The sequence below is a fragment of the Porcincola intestinalis genome (genome assembly GCF_009696445.1).
Classification (GTDB): Bacteria; Bacillota; Clostridia; order Lachnospirales; family Lachnospiraceae; genus Porcincola; species Porcincola intestinalis.
This window is the reverse complement of the sequence record NZ_VULZ01000012.1, coordinates 81,222-98,975: the sequence shown is the minus strand read 5'-3', so window position 1 is coordinate 98,975 and position 17,754 is coordinate 81,222. Positions and strand designations below refer to the sequence as shown.

General features: G+C 51.0%; 15 protein-coding genes. All 15 read right to left on the bottom strand.

The features are described from left to right. Positions 1 to 91 precede the first annotated feature (91 nt). The 15 genes from FYJ35_RS11045 to FYJ35_RS10975 all read right to left on the bottom strand — a co-directional run bounded on the left by FYJ35_RS11045 (position 92) and on the right by FYJ35_RS10975 (position 17,732). Positions 92 to 1,309 carry a DUF362 domain-containing protein gene (locus tag FYJ35_RS11045; RefSeq protein WP_154526504.1) on the bottom strand — a complete coding sequence of 406 codons (1,218 nt, stop codon included), beginning with the start codon at positions 1,307 to 1,309 and terminating at the stop codon, positions 92 to 94. Positions 1,310 to 1,328: 19 nt separating this feature from the next. After that, positions 1,329 to 2,933, bottom strand: a complete 1,605-nt coding sequence (locus tag FYJ35_RS11040) for an ABC1 kinase family protein (protein WP_277067129.1) — start codon at positions 2,931 to 2,933, stop codon at positions 1,329 to 1,331. A 194-nt stretch (positions 2,934 to 3,127) separates the two neighbouring features. Beyond that, on the bottom strand, positions 3,128 to 3,442 hold the full coding sequence (locus FYJ35_RS11035) for a phasin family protein (RefSeq protein ID WP_154526501.1): 315 nt from the start codon (positions 3,440 to 3,442) through the stop codon (positions 3,128 to 3,130). A 25-nt stretch (positions 3,443 to 3,467) separates the two neighbouring features. After that, entirely contained in the window at positions 3,468 to 3,851 is a 384-nt protein-coding gene (locus tag FYJ35_RS11030) for a diacylglycerol kinase family protein (RefSeq protein ID WP_154526499.1), read from the bottom strand. 35 nt (positions 3,852 to 3,886) lie between these two features. Beyond that, positions 3,887 to 5,050 carry an RNA polymerase sigma factor RpoD gene (rpoD, locus tag FYJ35_RS11025; RefSeq protein WP_154526497.1) on the bottom strand — a complete coding sequence of 388 codons (1,164 nt, stop codon included), beginning with the start codon at positions 5,048 to 5,050 and terminating at the stop codon, positions 3,887 to 3,889. Between the two features lie 164 nt (positions 5,051 to 5,214). Further along, positions 5,215 to 5,649 (bottom strand): RrF2 family transcriptional regulator, encoded by a 435-nt coding sequence (locus tag FYJ35_RS11020; protein ID WP_277067128.1) that lies wholly within the window; start codon positions 5,647 to 5,649, stop codon positions 5,215 to 5,217. A gap of 92 nt (positions 5,650 to 5,741) precedes the next feature. After that, positions 5,742 to 6,674: a cysteine synthase A gene (gene cysK / locus FYJ35_RS11015; protein WP_154526493.1), complete on the bottom strand. Its 933-nt coding sequence runs from the start codon at positions 6,672 to 6,674 to the stop codon at positions 5,742 to 5,744. A gap of 129 nt (positions 6,675 to 6,803) precedes the next feature. Continuing rightward, entirely contained in the window at positions 6,804 to 7,970 is a 1,167-nt protein-coding gene (locus tag FYJ35_RS11010) for an ATP-binding protein (RefSeq protein WP_154526491.1), read from the bottom strand. Positions 7,971 to 8,210: 240 nt separating this feature from the next. Further along, on the bottom strand, positions 8,211 to 9,284 hold the full coding sequence (locus FYJ35_RS11005) for a DUF6612 family protein (RefSeq protein WP_154526489.1): 1,074 nt from the start codon (positions 9,282 to 9,284) through the stop codon (positions 8,211 to 8,213). Between the two features lie 44 nt (positions 9,285 to 9,328). Then, entirely contained in the window at positions 9,329 to 10,888 is a 1,560-nt protein-coding gene (locus FYJ35_RS11000; RefSeq protein WP_154526487.1) for a sodium/proline symporter, read from the bottom strand. A 288-nt stretch (positions 10,889 to 11,176) separates the two neighbouring features. Next, positions 11,177 to 12,733, bottom strand: coding sequence for a ribonuclease Y (gene rny, locus FYJ35_RS10995; RefSeq protein WP_277067116.1), 1,557 nt, complete (start codon positions 12,731 to 12,733; stop codon positions 11,177 to 11,179). A gap of 164 nt (positions 12,734 to 12,897) precedes the next feature. After that, the gene (locus FYJ35_RS10990; RefSeq protein WP_154526485.1) at positions 12,898 to 13,578 is read right to left on the bottom strand and encodes a regulatory protein RecX; all 681 of its coding nucleotides are present in this window, start codon (positions 13,576 to 13,578) and stop codon (positions 12,898 to 12,900) included. A gap of 50 nt (positions 13,579 to 13,628) precedes the next feature. Then, positions 13,629 to 14,780: a recombinase RecA gene (recA, locus tag FYJ35_RS10985; protein ID WP_328597081.1), complete on the bottom strand. Its 1,152-nt coding sequence runs from the start codon at positions 14,778 to 14,780 to the stop codon at positions 13,629 to 13,631. 235 nt (positions 14,781 to 15,015) lie between these two features. Further along, positions 15,016 to 16,245, bottom strand: coding sequence for a hypothetical protein (locus FYJ35_RS10980; RefSeq protein WP_154526483.1), 1,230 nt, complete (start codon positions 16,243 to 16,245; stop codon positions 15,016 to 15,018). Next, positions 16,242 to 17,732, bottom strand: a complete 1,491-nt coding sequence (locus FYJ35_RS10975; RefSeq protein WP_154526481.1) for a class I adenylate-forming enzyme family protein — start codon at positions 17,730 to 17,732, stop codon at positions 16,242 to 16,244. Before FYJ35_RS10975 ends, FYJ35_RS10980 begins: the two co-directional genes overlap by 4 nt. Positions 17,733 to 17,754: the final 22 nt, after the last annotated feature.

Below are 17,754 nucleotides of genomic sequence, written 5' to 3'. Positions count from 1 at the left end.
CATTCTTCTAAATGGAAGGAACTTTGAAACCATTTCATTACAAATTATGACAAAACTGTTACAGCCATTATATGCACCTGTCCCTGTTCCGTCAAGTCTGTAACGAATTCTCCCCGCTGCTGCCGGCTTTCTTCTCCTCATCCCCCAGTTTCTTCACAAGCTGACACAGCCAGTCTTTCATTTTTTCCTCATCCGGCGGGCACCCCGGAAGGCTCCTCTCAAAGCCGGATGTACAGCTGCCAATCCCGAGGCGTCCTCCTTTTCCCCGGAATCCTTGTCCGATACAGATTCCCCTGAGCCTTTCTACGGACACTCCTTCATCCTCCAGTTCTCTTAAGACGGGTACAAGTCTGCCATAGCAGGCCGAACAAGAATCAACCTCATGAACAAGTTCGCTGACATGAATCAGCCCTGCTGTCTTCTCCTTCATCTGGCTGTGCGTCATTCTCTCCGGGAAAGCCTCTGTATTCTCATAGCATACCTTTCCATCCTCTCCCGCCCCCTCTTTCAGAATCCGGACAAACGCGCGTGAAAGATCAGCCATTCCCACCCCGCACTGTTCCGCAATCCGGATGTATGGGACTTCCGACTCGTCCAGATGCATCAGCTGAAGACAGTATGCATCATTGAGCACCGGGTCGACAGCTGCAAAAATACGGTTCTGAGCGACGGGATTACCGCCATCCTCGAATGTCAGGTCGGAGCAGATGCTGTCCGTCAGAATAAAATCCTGGTGAAGCCCCGCAGATAAATGGCCGATCGGTTCAAACAGTCCGATCTGGTGGAACCGGCGTTTCTCCGGGTTCGGTATACACCCCTTCATATTTTTCAGTGCACAGGTCATCCTTGTCTGGCAGTGTCCCTTCATAACCGGAAGGTTGATCAAAAAGTCCGCAGAGAGCGGTTCTTCACAAATCCGGATCTTCATTCCGGCGCAGTCCACAAGCCTGCTTTTATCCTTCTGAAGATCAACGAAGGGAACCCCCAGACGTTTCAGCATCGTATCATACCCGCAGACAAGAAGCGCATCGTTCGTTTTGTCTCCGACCCAGGATCCTTCACAGACGGAAAGATTCCTGAATCCTGCCTCCTGAAGATAACGGATCACACCCTCCACAATCTCCGGGTGTGTCGTCGCTCCCTCACTGGCAGGAACCGGCCCAAGAAGATTGGGCTTGAGGATGATCTTTGCTTCATAGGACGAACACTTTCCCAGAATCATTTCCTTGAGACCTGCCTGCCTGCAGATCTCGTATGCCATATTCTGAATCTGTTCGCCGTAGATAACGATGATCTCATGGTCTCTCATGAACATACTCTTTCTATGATTACTTTTTCTTTCGATGGATCAGATAACTGACCGCAATGTAGATTACCAGAAGGATCGCCAGCACATAGCCCACAAATCCGAGCGCCGGGATGCCGAACAGCTTCGGTTTCATATCGGTTGTGCACAGGATGCTGGAAGAAACCAGCAGCGCCATCACCCAGATTCCAAGATTGAAATGGCGCGACAGCCTTCCCAGAAGCTCCGTCAGCTCCTCCGATGTGTGCAGATCCAGGTTGATCCGGGTCTGCCCGCTCGAATATTCTCTCAGAAGCTTACCGAGCAGGGTCGGAAAATCTGCGAGGTTCTTCGCAGACCTTAGAAGATTCACAGAACCGCTGCGCAGCTCTTCCTTCCAGTTGATATGGTCAAACACCTCCTGCCGGAGTCTTGCCTGCGCAATTTTCACCATATTGACATCCGGACTCACCTGTGAAAGAACCCCTTCGATATTATTAAGCCCTCTTGCAAGCAGCGTCAGGCCATGCGGCATCTGAACCCCATTCTGCTTCATGACATCCATCATGTCCCCCAGGAAGGCTACAATATTGATATCCCCCAGCCCTTTTCTGCCGTAGGAACGCATCAGGCTGGAGATCCCTGTATGGAGCTTCTGTTTGTCGGTCTTGCCAGAAAACTTTCCTATGGACAAAACTGCATCTTCGATCTTGCCGTTGTCGTCTTCTGCGATCCCCTCAATGGCGAGCTGGATTGCCGAGCGGTCGTGCTCCGTCAGACGTCCCATCAGCCCCATATCAATCCATACAATCTTCCCGTCCCTGATCAGGATGTTGCCCGGATGCGGGTCAGCGTGGAAAAAGCCGTCCACCATGACCTGCCGGATCCAGTTGTCGATCAGCTTCTCACCGATTTCATTCAGATCATAGCCCAGCGCCTCAAGGCTTTTCTTATCCGTGATGTCGCAGCCCCGGATGTACTCCATGACGAGAACCCTTTCCGTCGTATACTCGCGATAGAGCTTCGGGACAGCTACAAACCGGACGTCCTCGTTCAGACAGGCAAACTCCTCCATATTGGAAGCCTCTGCCTGGAAATCCATTTCCTCCTGTGTGACCTTCCACAGCTCATCCAGAACATCGTCCAGATCGACCGTTCCCTTCACGATGACATTCGGGACAAACTTCACAGCGCGGTGAAGAAGCCCGATATCCCGCTTCATCGTACTGTATATTCCCTCCCGCTGCACCTTGACGACAACCTCTTCGCCCGTTGCAAGCACCGCCCGGTGAACCTGCGCAATGGATGCAGCGCCCAGCGGAACCTTCTCTATTTTTTTGAAGACTTCTCCGACAGGACGGCCGTACGATTCCTCGATCACACGGATCACCTCGTCGAACGGCATCGCCGGTACATCCGATGTGAGCTTCATCAGCTCATCACAGTATTCCCGGGGCAGGATGTCCGAGCGCATGCTCATCAGCTGCCCCAGCTTGATAAAGGTCGGCCCAAGGTCCTCGAGGATTTCCCTCAGCTTGACCGGTGTCACCCCCCGGGAAATGCTGTGGGCATGAAGAACCCTTGTGATCTCCCGGAGTCTGCCCGCGTAGCTCTCACTGCCCGAATCAGACTGCGGATTTTTCCCGATCGCATCTTCATTGATGCTTCCGTCGGCATACACCGTTCTGTGACGTTCTGATTCCTTCTCCCGGTAGGACGCAATCCGTTCTGTATGAAACTGCTGCTGTTTTTTCCCTGGTCCTGCACTCACTGGTTTTCTCCTGTATCCGCCGCTTTCCCTGAAAAACAAAACCCCGTCAGACAGCTGACGGGGCAGTATTCTTACAGATTCTCATCCTGCTGCTTGTCATCGGCATCGACCTCGGCAAGCCTCTTCTTCAGCTCTTTCAGGTCATCCTCTGAAAGATTCTTCAAGATGGAGGAAACATCCGCGCCGGCATCCTTCTGATCCCTTTGATGAAGCTTCTGGTCCAGGTTGTGCTTCAGCTCCTCATTGAGCGTCTTCCCCTGTTCCACGGTAATTTCACCCTTTTTAATCATGTCCTTCAGCAGCTGGTCTGCCTTCTCGGTTCCCTCCGCCGCCGCTCCGACGCCTGCAAGAAATGCCTTTTTCATCAGATCAACAATATCCGTCATTCTGTACTCCTTTCCGGGTTTTCCCTCAGTGCAGCACTCCAATCCATCTCAGTCCTTTCGGCAGAAATATTACAAGTCCCGCCGCTGCAGCACAGATCGCAGCAATCAGAACCGCTCCGGCTGCCGTATCCTTTGCCTTTTTTGCAAGAGGCTTCCGTTCCTCCGTCACCAGATCAACGACAGCCTCGACAGCCGTGTTGACCAGCTCCAGGGCAAGCACAAGGCCAAAGAGCGTCAGACATATGCACCACTCCAGCGGGCTGATTTTCAAGAATACACCGAAGAAAATGACCAGCCCGGTGAATGTCAGATGAATCTTGATGTTCCTTTCCTCCCGGATACAGGTTCCAATCCCCTGAAATGCATATCCGAAGCTCCTGGCCAGTGAGCTTCTGTTCACCTTCGACATTCTCAGCCTCCATCCACCATTCTGCGTGCAGCAGCTTAATCCAGATATTCCCGCATCGGGCGGTTTTTCTGTTTCAGCTTTCTGAGCGCCTTTGCCTCAATCTGACGGATCCGCTCTCTTGTAACATTCATCTTTTTCCCGACTTCCTCAAGCGTACAGGGATGATCCCCCTTGAGTCCGTACCGATATTCCAGTACCTCCTGCTCACGGGGTGAAAGCTCCGACAGAATCTTCCGGATCTGTTCATTCATCATCGACTGGGCAGCTTCATCCGCCGGAACAGGGGTGGAATCGTCCCTGATGAAATCACCCAGACTCGAATCATCCTCGTCACCGACCGGCGACTCCATGGAGACCGGCTCACGTGAAATTTTCTGGATCTCGCGAACCCTGTCCGGGGTCATATGGATCTCCTCCGCGATCTCGTCTGTCGTCGGATCTCTCCCAAGTTTCTGTACCAGTTCCCTGGATGCCCGGTTCACCTTATTGATATTCTCCACCATATGCACCGGTATCCGGATGGTCCTTCCCTGATCTGCGATGGCTCTTGAAATCGACTGCCTGATCCACCAGGTCGCATAGGTTGAGAACCGGAATCCCTTGCGGTAATCGTACTTCTCAACAGCCCGGATCAGTCCCAGATTGCCCTCCTGAATCAGATCCATCAGGGACATCCCATGTCCGGTATAGTGTTTGGCAATCGAGACAACAAGCCGCAGGTTTGCCTCCTCAAGTTCCCTTTTGGCAGACTCGTCTCCTTGCTCTACTCTCTTGGCAAGTTCTGTCTCCTGGTCCGGGCTCAGAAGAGGGACCTTCCCGATTTCCTTCAAATACATGTGAATCGGATCGGATACGCCAGAGCCTGAGGCATCCGGAGAAACGTCGAGATCTCTTTCCGCCCCGCCAGTGGGAAACTCATCCTCGCCGTCAGCATCCGCCATCCCATCTTCATCATCGAATGAATCGATACCATCAGTCGTCGGAAGAAGAACCTCGACTCCCTTTCCTGATAAATATTCCACGACAGCTGATAATTCCACTTCAGACGGCTTGAGATCCGAGAAAAAATTCTGTACCTCCGAATACTCCAGCGCGTCATCTTCGTTCTTTGCCGCAGAGATCAGCTCCTTTGCTCTTTTGCGAAGAGTCTCCTTCCTTTTTTCAACAGACGGGTCTTTCTGTTTTCTGACTTCCCCCATACCTGATTCTCCTGCACTGTGCCTATATGACATCCGGTTTGAAATGGGCCTTTCTCATATAATTCACAAGAACATGTTTCAATATGCTTTCAATCTTATCAGATATGCACAATCAGTTCAATATATTTTCTCTGTCAGTGCACCTGTGTCTTCTCAGAGTCCTATCAGATATAGTACATGTCATCCGCATTGACATGGTGCTCACTGTAGTAGGCAATCAGACCCGCCAGCGTCTCCTCTTCCAGAATATTGTCAAATGCCTCATTCAGTCTTTCAATCACACAGACCTGAACCGTCTGCGCAATTCCGTCATCCTGCGACTTCTCCGGCTCAATGTGATACGCACCATCAAGCGCGTGCAAGATCTCCGCAACCGTAATTTCAGATGGATCCTTTGCAAGATAATATCCGCCCTGTGATCCCTTGACGCTCTGGATGATCCCGGCTCTTCTGAGACTTGCGAAAATCTGTTCCAGATACTGAGATGAAATCCGGTTTCTCTCAGCGATGCTGGAAAGTGAGATCCGTCCATTCTCAGAATTCATGCCCAGATCAATCAGTGCCCTGAGCCCGTACCTGCTTTTCCTGGATAAAATCACGTTTCTGCCCTCATAGTTAAACAAAAGTCCCTACTCATAGTATACGCCATGATCAGGGACTTATAAACAACGATTATCAGATTACGTTTCAATCACTGCTGAAAAAGCGGAGTCGAGTAATAGCGGTCTCCGGAATCCGGAAGAAGTGCCACGATTGTCTTTCCCCTGTTCTCCGGGCGCTGCGCAAGCCTGATAGCTGCATCCAGTGCTGCGCCGGAAGAAATGCCGACCAGAACGCCTTCCTTTCTTGCGACAAGCTTGCTGCGTTCAAACGCTGCATCATTCTCGACTGTCAGGATTTCGTCGTAGATCTTCGTATTCAGCGTATCCGGTACAAAACCGGCTCCGATTCCCTGAATTTTGTGCGGTCCGCCCTTTCCCTGAGAAAGAACCGGGGAACCTGCCGGCTCCACCGCAATCACCTTGACCTCCGGCTTCTGACTCTTAAGATACTCGCCGACACCTGTCAGGGTTCCGCCTGTGCCGATTCCAGCCACAAAGAAGTCGACCTGTCCATCCGTGTCATTCCAGATCTCCGGACCCGTTGTTGCTCTGTGTGCTGCCGGGTTAGCCGGGTTGGTGAACTGCCCCGGGATGTAGCTTCCCGGAATCTCCTTTGCAAGCTCATCTGCCTTCGCAATGGCACCCTTCATTCCTTTTGAGCCCTCTGTCAGGACAATCTCCGCGCCATAAGCCTTCAGAATATTTCTTCTCTCAACACTCATCGTCTCCGGCATCGTGAGAATGATTCTGTATCCCTTAGCCGCCGCGATCGAAGCCAGTCCGATCCCCGTGTTCCCGGAGGTCGGCTCGATGATGACAGAGCCCTCCTTCAGCAGCCCCCTCTTCTCGGCATCCTCAATCATCGCCTTTGCGATACGATCCTTGACAGAACCTGCCGGGTTGAAATACTCAAGCTTTGCCAGAATCTTTGCCTCAAGGCCAAGCTCCTTCTCGATATTGGCAAACTCCACAAGCGGTGTGTTTCCAATCAGCTCCAGCGTGCCCTGGTAAACCTTTCCCATCTCTGAATCCTCCTTATTTGCTGCAAGTCTATGTCATCTGCTGTTGTTTTTGTTTCATTGACTTTTGTTTCATTGACTGCATTATAAGTCGGATAATATATATATGTCAAGTATGTTTTATAGATTTTATCAGAATTCCTCCAGAAATGAATGTCTAACACCTTCTCTGTCCTTGTAGCCAATCACTGCATTCAGGCTGACATTCTCAACGCTTCTGAACAAATTCGCCTCAATCACCGGATCCTGTCTGGCCAGGTCTGCAATCAGCCGCTTGACATCATCCCGCTTGGATCCGCGCGCGCCGCCGCAGCTCAGGCAGTTTTCCGTGAAGCGGCAGGCACACTGAATGAAGTTCAGTTCATTGGCATCCCTCCAGGCCTTAATGTCCTTCTCCCTGATGAGATACAGAGGGCGGATCAGCTCCATCCCTTCGAAATGCTGGCTCTTCAGTCTCGGCATCATTGTCTCAACTTTTCCGGCGTACAGCATGCCCATCAGAATCGTCTCAATCACGTCATCATAATGATGACCCAGCGCGATCTTGTTGCAGCCAAGCTCCTTTGCATGACTGTAGAGGTATCCGCGTCTCATTCTCGCACAGAGATAACATGGATTTTTATCAATCTCCGCAACCGTATCAAAAATCTCCGTATTGAAAACGGTCAGATCGATACCCAGTATTTTCGCATTGTCTTTTATTATCTGCCAGTTGTCTTCATTGTACCCGGGGTTCATGCACAGAAATACCAGCTCAAACTGGACAGGCCCATGTTTCTGCAGTTCCTGCAGCAGCTTTGCCATCAGAAAGGAATCCTTCCCGCCGGATATACAGCAGGCAATCCGGTCTCCCTCCTGTATCAGCTGATAATCCTTGACCGCCTTTGTAAAGGGCGACCACACCGTTTTTCTGAACCTTTTTATAATGCTTCTCTCGATTGCAGCAGTCTTCTCCGAGCGCTTCTCATCCTGATCCTCCTCCATGAACCGCTGAAGACTCAGACAAAGATAAGCTCTCCAGCCGCCATCCAGGTTTGCCGCATCAATGCCATGGTCCTGAAGCAGGCTGACAATGTCCCTGCTGTGGTCTCCCGTATGGCACATGACCAGGTAGCTCTTTTCCCTGTCAAGTCTCGATATACTGCCTTCCGGGTCGTCTTCAAACTGCCTCTGCGGAATTGAGAGCGCTTCCGGATAACTGCTCCTCAGGAACTCCTCCTGGCTCCTGATGTCAAGCATCACCCACTTCCCACCTGGAGTGATCAGTTTCTCTGCCTGTTCGATTGTCATAGACTTCATCTTCCCTGCTCTGCCCTTCTATTATCTATCTGTTATCTATCTGTCTATCCTGTTCAGTCTTTCGATCAGCTGTTCTTTCTGCATTCCACCGTCGGGCCAAAGTTCGTTCCGGGAAAAAAAACAGGCGGAGAACTTCTTTGTCCCCGCCTGATGTTTACTGCTCTCTCAGCCCTGAATGCCGCACCCCGGCTGACTGATCCCCGGGGCATCGCTGCCTTGTGTCCGATTTCAGCCCCCGATTCAGGTTTCCTGCTGACTGTCCGTGCCGGGTGTCAGCTGATCGGCGCCGGTCCCGGCTGCTTTGTCTTTGACTGCATCTGCAGACAGTCCAGACTCGCTGACCGGCGTGTTCCTGGCATCCTCCGGCACCTCGATGGAAACCGGCGTGTCAAAATCGTAATCCGCTGACGCCCTCAATGTATTCACTGTGACAGAAAGCTGGGGCGGCTCTGATGTGGAGCCAGTATATCCTGCCTTGATGAGGGACTCAATCCTGCTGACCAGTCCGGAGAAATCGCTCCCGCTCAGATCCATCTCCATATGTACCGGAAGGAACGTCTCTGTATTGTAGTCCTCCTTTGTGACGACAGACAGCGACTTCAGGATGGTCTCCGCAATCTGGCGTTTCTGGTCGTCCAGACCATCACCGGATGCATTTGAAAGGCTGGAATTCATGACATCCGTAAGCATCCCGGATAAAAGACTGCCGCTGATCGTGGACGTCATCTCGTAGCATTCCTGATTGCCGGCCGTGACCGCCTCAGGCGTCAGAGTTGTTACCTTCTCAACCTGATCGAGCAGTGCCTGTGCATCGAATCCCTGCTCCTTAAGCTTGCTGTAATCGCCTGATTTTGATGCCGCCAGAGCTTCCTTGACCGTCCGCATCTGATCTTTTCCAATTCTTGACGCTTCCCAGCTTCCGCCATTCCCCGTATCGAGATTCGCATAGATGATACCGCTTCCGTCATCATCCGTCACAAAATACTCTGACAGCTTTGCGTCGACAGTATTCCCCAGTGCGGTTCCCTTCACATTCCCTTCCATCTTCATCTGGAAAGGATCCAGTGTATACGAAATCGTCAGATCTGCGTTGCCGTTTAAGGATGCCTTCGTGGCAGTCGACGATTCCGTCCCAATCTGAAGGGCAGCATCCGCTTCCATCTGCATCGATACCGTCGCACTGTTTTTCGCTGCCTGTGCCTCCTGACTCTTTCTGTGCAGTTCCTGCACGGTCATGGCAGAGTCGAATCCGGAAAGCATTATGGCCGCAGCCGCCGTTCCGGCAATAAGTCCCAATGCAATATGCTTCTTCATAAATTCTCCTTTTATATCTTCCCTGATATACGCCCCTCTTTCTATCACATATGGGCAACCTTGTCAAAAACATCCGTGATGGTCTGATCGGGCGCAGGTGTCAGAAGACTAACAACCACATTGACAAGGCAGGAAATCAGAAATGCCGGGAGAAGCTCGTAGATATCAAATCCGCCGCCCAGCGGACGTACAAGGAATTTCCAGACAAAAACCATGGCTCCTCCCGCTGCCATCCCGCAAAGCGTGCCCTGCCTGTTGGATCGTCTCCAGTACAGAGACAACAGGACAGCAGGTCCGAATGCTGCACCGAATCCCGCCCATGCAAAACTGACAATCCTGAAAACCGAGTTGTTTGGATTCCATGCCAGAACAATTCCAATAGCGGCTATGATACCAAGCGTCAGCCTTGCGATCAGCATCTCCCCCTTCGCGTTCATCTTCCGATTCAGAAAACCGCTGACGATATCTTTCGATACAGAAGAGGAAGCCGCCAGAAGCTGAGAATCAGAAGTAGACATGGTCGATGCGATGATTCCGGACAAAATCACACCTGCAATGAGTGCCGGTCCGAATCCAAATTCGCTGAGTCTGTGAGCAATCCGTACAATGACGGTCTCAGCTGCACTGGAATCCGGAAGTACCTCGATTGTGCCTGCCCTGCTCATTCCCAGGCCGATGATTCCAATCAGGATCGCTGTCCCCATCGCAATGACAACCCACACGCTTGCAATTCTTCGTGACAGCTTCAGCTTCTTCTCATCCCTGATCGCCATAAACCGCAGAAGGATATGCGGCATTCCAAAATATCCAAGTCCCCACGCCAGCGTGGAAACAATCGTAAGAGCAGAGTATGGTCCTGAGGTTCCCAGTGCCCAGAAGTTATGGGCATCCGGAATATGACTTCTGAAGAGGGACAGATGCCCGCTCAGCTGTTGAGCGTTGGATACGACTGCAGCCCATCCTCCTGCCTGGCTGATTCCAAATACAAGGACGACAATCAGCGCAATGGTCATAATGATGCTCTGTATGAGATCCGTCAGGCTGGCCGCCAGAAAGCCGCCCGTCATCGTATATCCGATGACAATCAGGGCCCCGACAATCATGCTGACATGGTAGTCCAGAGAGAACAAGGAAGCAAACAGTTTCCCGATCGCAGCAAACCCGGATGCCGTGTATGGAATAAAGAAGATCACGATGATGAGGGCCGCTATCAGCGTCAGAATCTTCTTCCTGTCCCCATACCGGTTGGAAAAATATTCCGGAACCGTGATCGCATCCCCTGCTTCAACTGTGTAATTGCGAAATCTCCTTGCAACAAACAGCCAGTTCAGGTAGGTTCCCGCAGCAAGGCCAATCGCAGTCCAGAAAGGTTCCGCCAACCCCGACAGGTAGGCGAGTCCCGGCAGCCCCATCAGCAGCCAGCTTGACATATCCGACGCTTCTGCGCTCATCGCTGTGACCAGCGGTCCAAGCTGTCTGCCGCCCAGGTAAAAATCCCCGACACTGCTGTTCTTTTTCGAAGTAATAAACCCGATCAGCAGCATCCCAACCAGATAGGCGATGATTGCAATGATGATTCCGACCTGCGATGATATTGAACCCATACTTCCCCTCTCTTTGCCGGCTGTTCAGCCCTCTGTATTCACTGGCCCATACACTTTCTTATGCTGTCGATTTATCAAGCTATCACGGCAAAGTATGAGCCCTGTTATGGAGCGGATTATAGCACAACCGATGTATTTTTCAAATATGTATCGTGATATTGGGAATATAAAAGAACATTTTCCGAACAGATTGATATTTTAGAAATATTTTTGAAAGAAAAACCGCCGCATCTCTGCGGCGGTCTGTTTCCTGAGTGACTGAAAAATCTGATCAGCAGGAGGTCTCACTTACTTTGCATAATCCACAACACGGGATTCACGAATAAGACTGACCTTCACCTGTCCCGGATACTCCAATTCGGATTCGATCTGCTTTGCAATGTCCCTGGCAAGGAACGTCATATCTGCATCACTAACCTGATCCGGAACAACCATAATACGAATTTCTCTTCCGGCCTGAATGGCAAATGACTTCTCTACTCCCTTGAAGCCGTTCGCAATATCTTCCAGTTGCTTTAGTCTGTTGGTGTATGTTTCGAGGGTTTCCCTTCTTGCCCCTGGACGAGCCGCAGAAATTGTATCTGCAGCCTGCACAATACAGGCAATCAGAGATTCCGGTTCTACGTCGCCATGGTGAGACTCCACAGCGTTGATGACGATCTGATTCTCCTTGTACTTCCGGCAGAGATCGGCACCGATCTGCACATGTGTTCCTTCCACCTCGTGATCGATGGACTTTCCAATGTCATGCAGAAGCCCGGCTCTCTTCGCCAGCCGGACATCGACTCCAATCTCAGAAGCAAGCAGACCGGAAAGATGCGCCACCTCAATGGAGTGCTTCAGCGCATTCTGACCGTAGCTGGTTCTGAACTTCATTCTTCCCAGCAGCTTTACCAGCTCCGGATGAATGCCGTGTACACCTACCTCAAGGCAAGCCTCATCGCCGGCTTCACGGATCTCGTTCTCTACTTCCTTCTTCGCCTTCTCGACTGTCTCCTCGATTCTGGCCGGATGAATCCGCCCGTCCACAATCAGTTTTTCAAGTGCAATACGAGCCACCTCACGGCGGATCGGATCAAAGCTTGAAAGAACGACAGCCTCCGGAGTATCGTCAATAATCAGGTCCACACCGGTCAACGTCTCAATTGCCCGGATATTGCGGCCTTCCCGGCCGATAATACGACCCTTCATCTCGTCGTTCGGCAGCTGTACAACTGAGATAGCTGCTTCCGCGACCGTGTCCGCTGCACAGCGCTGAATCGCCTGGACGACATACTCCTTGGCCTTTCTGGCCGCGTCCTCTTTCGTCTGGTTAATCAGCTCCTTGTAAAGCTTTGCAGCGTCTGTCTTTGCTTCTTCTTCAACAGATTTTAAAAGATATTCTTTTGCCTGGTCGGAGGTCAAACCCGAAATTCGCTCGAGTTCCTGCTGTCTCTGCCCGAGCAGCTTGTCTGCTGCGGACTGCTTCTTTTTCAGCTCTTCCTCTCTTGCTGCCACACTGCTCTCGCGACGCTCCAGAGCTTCTGTCTTCTTGTCAGCGGCCTCATCTTTCGCCATGACCCGCTTTTCAAGGCGCTGCACCTCGGCGCGGCGATCTCTTGCTTCTCTCTCGGACTCATTCTTAATCCGGAGAGACTCTTCCTTCGCTTCGACAAGGGCTTCACGTTTCTTTGTCTCTGAGAGCTTCAGCGCATCATCAACAATCTTTCTTGCCTTCTCTTCCGCATTGCCAATGGTCGCTTTATCTGCTTCTTCGCGGCGGCGGATTACGGTTTTTGAAGTCAGAGGGACTGCGATTGCCAGTGTGATTGCAACAGCGATTAAAACAGCTAACGCAATCGGCACAGGAGCACCTCCTTACAATATTTAGTTGTCATGTAACTACAACTTCTATTATTGTACTTTTTTTCACAGGCTGTGTCAAGCTGGCGGAAATTTTCGGTCTGGCCACCATGCAACCAGTAATCATGCACAAACCACTGTTCCCTGATGGCCAATCCCGGTCAGATTCAGTCCTGTCCCTGAAGCTCCCGCAGCACACTTCTTATGTCCGCAGCTTCAAATCCCTTCCGCATCAGGTAGCCTGTCAGCTTCTGCTGCTCATCCCAGGATGCATGCGCGGCATCATATCCCCTTTTCCGAACCAGCTTTCGGATTGCTCCAACGTCTGCTGAACCCTGTAGAAAAGGAGCGTTTGCTTGATTCTCTTGTCCGACAGCAGAATATGCCTCACGAATCACATCTGAGTCCACCCCTTTTTTCTCGAGCTCCAGTACGATCACTTTTCTGCTTTTTCTTCCCGACTGGTGGCGAATGTAATTTTCTGCATACCGTTCGTCATCTGTATAATGGTAGGAAGCCACATATGCAAGCGCTTTTTCTGCGATCTCCTCCGGGTATCCGTCATGTCTGAGCCTGTCGCGAAGCTGGTGGACCGTTCTGTCAGAGGTTTTCAGAAGATTCATGCACCTGAGCTTTGCCCTTTTGACGAGCACATCGTCATGGATCTCTTCCAGAACTTCTTCCGGAATCTCTTCTCCCTCACGGATATGGTATTTCCTGAGCTCACCTGCATAGAGTACAAATGAACTTTCGTCCTCAAGCACAATCTTTCTTTTTCGATCTGTCATCCTGAGGATTTCCGCTGCAATCATCCGCCTTCTCCACTCCCCGCACGCTTTTTCCTGCATCTCCGGCTCATCCTATTCACGATGGCATCTCCCCGGAAATGTTCAGTTTCTCACTCTCTGTCAGCTGATTCCTCTTCCATTCGGAACGCCTCCGGCTCTTCCGAAGGTAACGAAGGTTGTGTATCGCTTTGTGTCTTCTGTTCACCCTGTTCTTCGCCGTCCGGATCGATTCCATAATGGACACGGACCTTATGGGAGATCTCTTCCATCAACTCCGGGTGATCAGCGAGGAACTGCTTTGCGTTCTCACGTCCCTGCCCGATTTTGTTTCCTTCATAGGCATACCAGGCTCCACTCTTGGCCACAATGCCGACATTTGCAGCCAGATCCAGTACATCTCCCTCTCTGGATATGCCCCTCCCAAACATGATATCAAACTCCGCTTCCTTGAACGGCGGAGCAATCTTGTTCTTCACAACCTTGATCCTGGTACGGTTTCCAATCACATCCCCCTGCTGGCGAATAGCCTCGATCCTTCTGACATCCAGTCGTACGGAAGAGTAGAACTTCAGTGCTCGGCCGCCTGTCGTTGTCTCCGGGTTCCCGAACATCACACCAACCTTCTCCCGAAGCTGATTGATAAAGATCACAATGCAGTTGGACTTGCTGATCACACCTGTCAGCTTGCGAAGCGCCTGGCTCATCAGCCTGGCCTGAAGTCCGACATGGGAATCCCCCATATCGCCATCAATCTCCGCCTTCGGAACCAGTGCTGCAACCGAGTCGACAATAATAATGTCGACGGCTCCGCTGCGGACCATCGTTTCGCAGATCTCAAGCGCCTGCTCCCCGTTATCCGGCTGAGAAATATACAGATTATCAATATCCACTCCGATGTTCTTCGCATAGACCGGATCCAGCGCATGTTCGGCATCAATAAAGCCGGCAATACCGCCTCTCTTCTGCACTTCCGCCACCATGTGAAGCGCGACTGTTGTCTTTCCGGATGACTCCGGCCCGTAGATCTCAACAATTCTTCCTCTCGGAATCCCGCCATGCCCCAGCGCAATATCCAGGCTCAGGGATCCCGTCGGGACGGTTTCAACATTCATGTTCGTGCCGCTGTCCCCCAGCCGCATAACGGAGCCCTTTCCGTATGCTTTCTCTATCTGGGACAGTGCTGCGTCCAGCGCTTTCATCTTCTCCGCGTTCACATCGCCTGCTTCAGCCATCGATGCAGTATTCTTCGTTGCCTTTGCCATATCTTTCTCCTGTACACAGTCAGTCTTGTTTTTTCGAACTAATGTTCGATCCTAATATTACAGAGAAACGTCATCCCTGTCAAGTCGTAATATCAGTGTCCTGAAGTTTCCATGAATCCTGAAAGTCGATTGATTCGAAAGAATCATATATAGAGCTGAAAACAGAAACGGAGATAACAGAACTGTCATCTCCGTTTATATCGAATATCACAAAGTATGTCAATCTCAAAAAAGATCAGTCTTCCTCGTCATCGGACAAATTCCCCTCTGCAGACGTTACTGTCTGATTCCCGGAATTTATTTCATCTGATGCAGAGGTGCCGGCAGCTTCTTCCCCTGTTTCCTGTCCGGCAGCGGCCGCCTGGATCTGGGTATCCAGAGAAGCAAGCGCTGCCTCCTTTGCCGGCCGATACTGGGCATCTTCCTGTTCCCAGACCACATAAGCCTCATCCCCGCGGTGATCCGTAAACTGATAGTGCTGTGTCAGATAATCCAGCAGATAGTCCGTGTACTTCACGGCCCCAAGCAGATTGGTATGATGCGCATCATAATAATCCGTAGAAGAATCAATTCCGAGCTTTTCCTGATCCTTATTTGCATTCAGGAACGGAACATTGTACTCCTGCGCGATTGCTGTAACTGCATTCAGTTCTCCCATATCATCCTGTGTATAGGCGTACGGTGACGCAACAAGGATAACCTCCTGCCCAATCTTCCTGCAGTAGCTGAGCAGCTCCCGGAGCGCATTCTCTCCCCCTTGTGCCAGTTTTGTCTGATAGTGCTCGTCATACGGGATCGCACTCTGGGGCACAACCCGGTCTCCTATCGCATATCCCATAAACTGACTGGCATCGACAGCGGAAAAATCTCTCTTGCCACCCTTGATCACTCGCTTCCAGTTAGAACTGTCAAAAAGCCGCCAGTAATTCTCATGATTCATGATCAATGTCAGATAATACGACAGCTGATCAGATGAAAAGCGGATTCCTGTCATCTTATTATAATGATTCAGGATTTCCCATCTCTTGAACGGATTCGCATAGTTCTTGATATAACGATACATGTTTGTCGTCATACCGTTCATGGATCGTGAACCAAGAAATCCTCTCACCTCGATCAGGGCAACCTTGGGGCTCTGGTGTTTGAGCAGATCCTTCAGTGAAAAAATGGTATTCTCCCCGACAGCCCCGGCAATCCCATACGCATAGGAAGAAATGCCATACTTTTCCCATGCTTCCATTGAATCATAATAGCGGTATACCGTGCTTGCACCGATCACAACCGCGTCAACCGTATTCTCCGGGAGGTTCTCGTAATCATACAGACGATAGGACTTCGGCCGGTCATAAAGCAACGTCAGAAACTGAAAGATCAGCGCCGTCACAACCAGAAAAACAATAATCTTCACCAGCTGCGGCGCCGTGATCGGTTTCTTCCTGTTTTGTGTCACTTCTTTCATCCTCAAATGACCTTATCTCCCTCAAGCAGTTCTGACGCAAGCTTCTTCCTCTGCAGTTTTCCGTTATAAGACCGCGGTATCTGATGGCAGATCACAATCTTCTGAGGTATCTTGTCCGGATCCACACGTCTGCGCAGATACTGCATCATCGCCTTGTGGTCGAATGTTTCCTCGTCCGTATCCACGACCAGAATCGGAACCTCTCCTGAAACCTTGTCTGGCTTTGCAATGCAGGCACAGTCCAGAATCCCCGGGTAGTCTGCTGCCACCTCCTCTATTTCGTCAGGCGCAATCTTGATCCCGCGGAAATTGATGACATCGTCAGCTCTTCCGAGGACATAGACATATCCCTTGTCATCGATATATCCCTCGTCCTTTGAGAAGATATACCCATCCTTCATAACGCTTTCTGTCAGTTCCTTCTGCTTCCAGTAGCCCTTCATATTCATGGCGCCTCTGGTCGCAATCAGTCCTGTATGCTTTTCATCAGAATGAATGATTTCGTGGTTTGCATTCGTCACGAAGAACTGCGCGTTCACAGCCGGTTTGCCGATGCAATGCTTCCTGTCTTCATTCCCGGAAAAATCCAGAAAACAGCTTCTCCCGGACTCTGTAGAGCCATAACAATTGTAAAGTCGTGTCCCTGGAAATGTTGCTCTCAAATTTTCCTTGATCTCGTCATTCAGGTAAGCAGTCCCGACCTGCACATAGTCCAGCTGACCGGCAAACTCCGAAAATCTTCCTCTTGAAAGCTTGAGGAGCACCGATGCCGCAGTTGGTGAAAGATCAATCGCCGTCGCATGATAATCCCTCATCAATTCATAGATTCTGCGCACCTGTGTCACACCGCGGACAAGAAGCGCTGCTCCATGTTTGGAATAAATCGCATAGAGTGTACGGATCGCATGGGCATGGCTGAGCGGCAGGGGGATCAGCTCCCTGTTTCCATCGCGCATATGAACCCCTTCCGCAACATTCTGGGCAAGCGCAACATCATTCGCATGGGTCAGCTCCACACCCTTTGACTTTCCAGTCGTCCCGGTTGTGAAAAGGATCTCGGCAGTTTCTTCTCCGGTCGGCACATAGTACACAGCGTCCCTTACCGGTTCACCTTCTGACAGTTCCACATAAGAGGCCGCTATTCTGTTCAGGTCCTCCGAAGCAGGCTTTCGGTCTGATACAAACAATACCGGATCCGTCTCCTGATAGATACTGAGAATCCGCTCATCTGCTGCATCATCCTCTACAGGAACAAAAATCGCGCCGATCAGCCAGCAGGCGATTTCAAGTGACAGGTAATGTGCCTTTCCATCATACGAAGCTATGACACATCTTTCGAGATCTGCTCCTTTTGCGCGAAGGAACGCTGCTGCTCCCTCTGCATCTCTCATCATCTGCCCATAGGTATGCTCCCCGTCTGCATCAACGATGCAGAGTGCATCTGGAGAATTCTTCGCAGCTTCCCTGAAAATCGACAACACTGAAGTAAACACCGTACACCTCCATCCGTTACTT

Bases quoted from the DNA above. Each gene is read 5' to 3' on its own strand.
- FYJ35_RS11000 (WP_154526487.1), bottom strand. From the start codon at position 10,888: ATGGGTTCAATATCATCGCAGGTCGGAATCATCATTGCAATCATCGCC.
- FYJ35_RS11005 (WP_154526489.1), bottom strand. From the start codon at position 9,284: ATGAAGAAGCATATTGCATTGGGACTTATTGCCGGAACGGCGGCTGCG.
- FYJ35_RS11045 (WP_154526504.1), bottom strand. From the start codon at position 1,309: ATGAGAGACCATGAGATCATCGTTATCTACGGCGAACAGATTCAGAAT.
- FYJ35_RS11010 (WP_154526491.1), bottom strand. From the start codon at position 7,970: ATGAAGTCTATGACAATCGAACAGGCAGAGAAACTGATCACTCCAGGT.
- cysK (WP_154526493.1), bottom strand. From the start codon at position 6,674: ATGGGAAAGGTTTACCAGGGCACGCTGGAGCTGATTGGAAACACACCG.
- recA (WP_328597081.1), bottom strand. From the start codon at position 14,780: ATGGCAAAGGCAACGAAGAATACTGCATCGATGGCTGAAGCAGGCGAT.
- FYJ35_RS10990 (WP_154526485.1), bottom strand. From the start codon at position 13,578: ATGCAGGAAAAAGCGTGCGGGGAGTGGAGAAGGCGGATGATTGCAGCG.
- rpoD (WP_154526497.1), bottom strand. From the start codon at position 5,050: ATGGGGGAAGTCAGAAAACAGAAAGACCCGTCTGTTGAAAAAAGGAAG.
- FYJ35_RS11030 (WP_154526499.1), bottom strand. From the start codon at position 3,851: ATGTCGAAGGTGAACAGAAGCTCACTGGCCAGGAGCTTCGGATATGCA.
- FYJ35_RS11035 (WP_154526501.1), bottom strand. From the start codon at position 3,442: ATGACGGATATTGTTGATCTGATGAAAAAGGCATTTCTTGCAGGCGTC.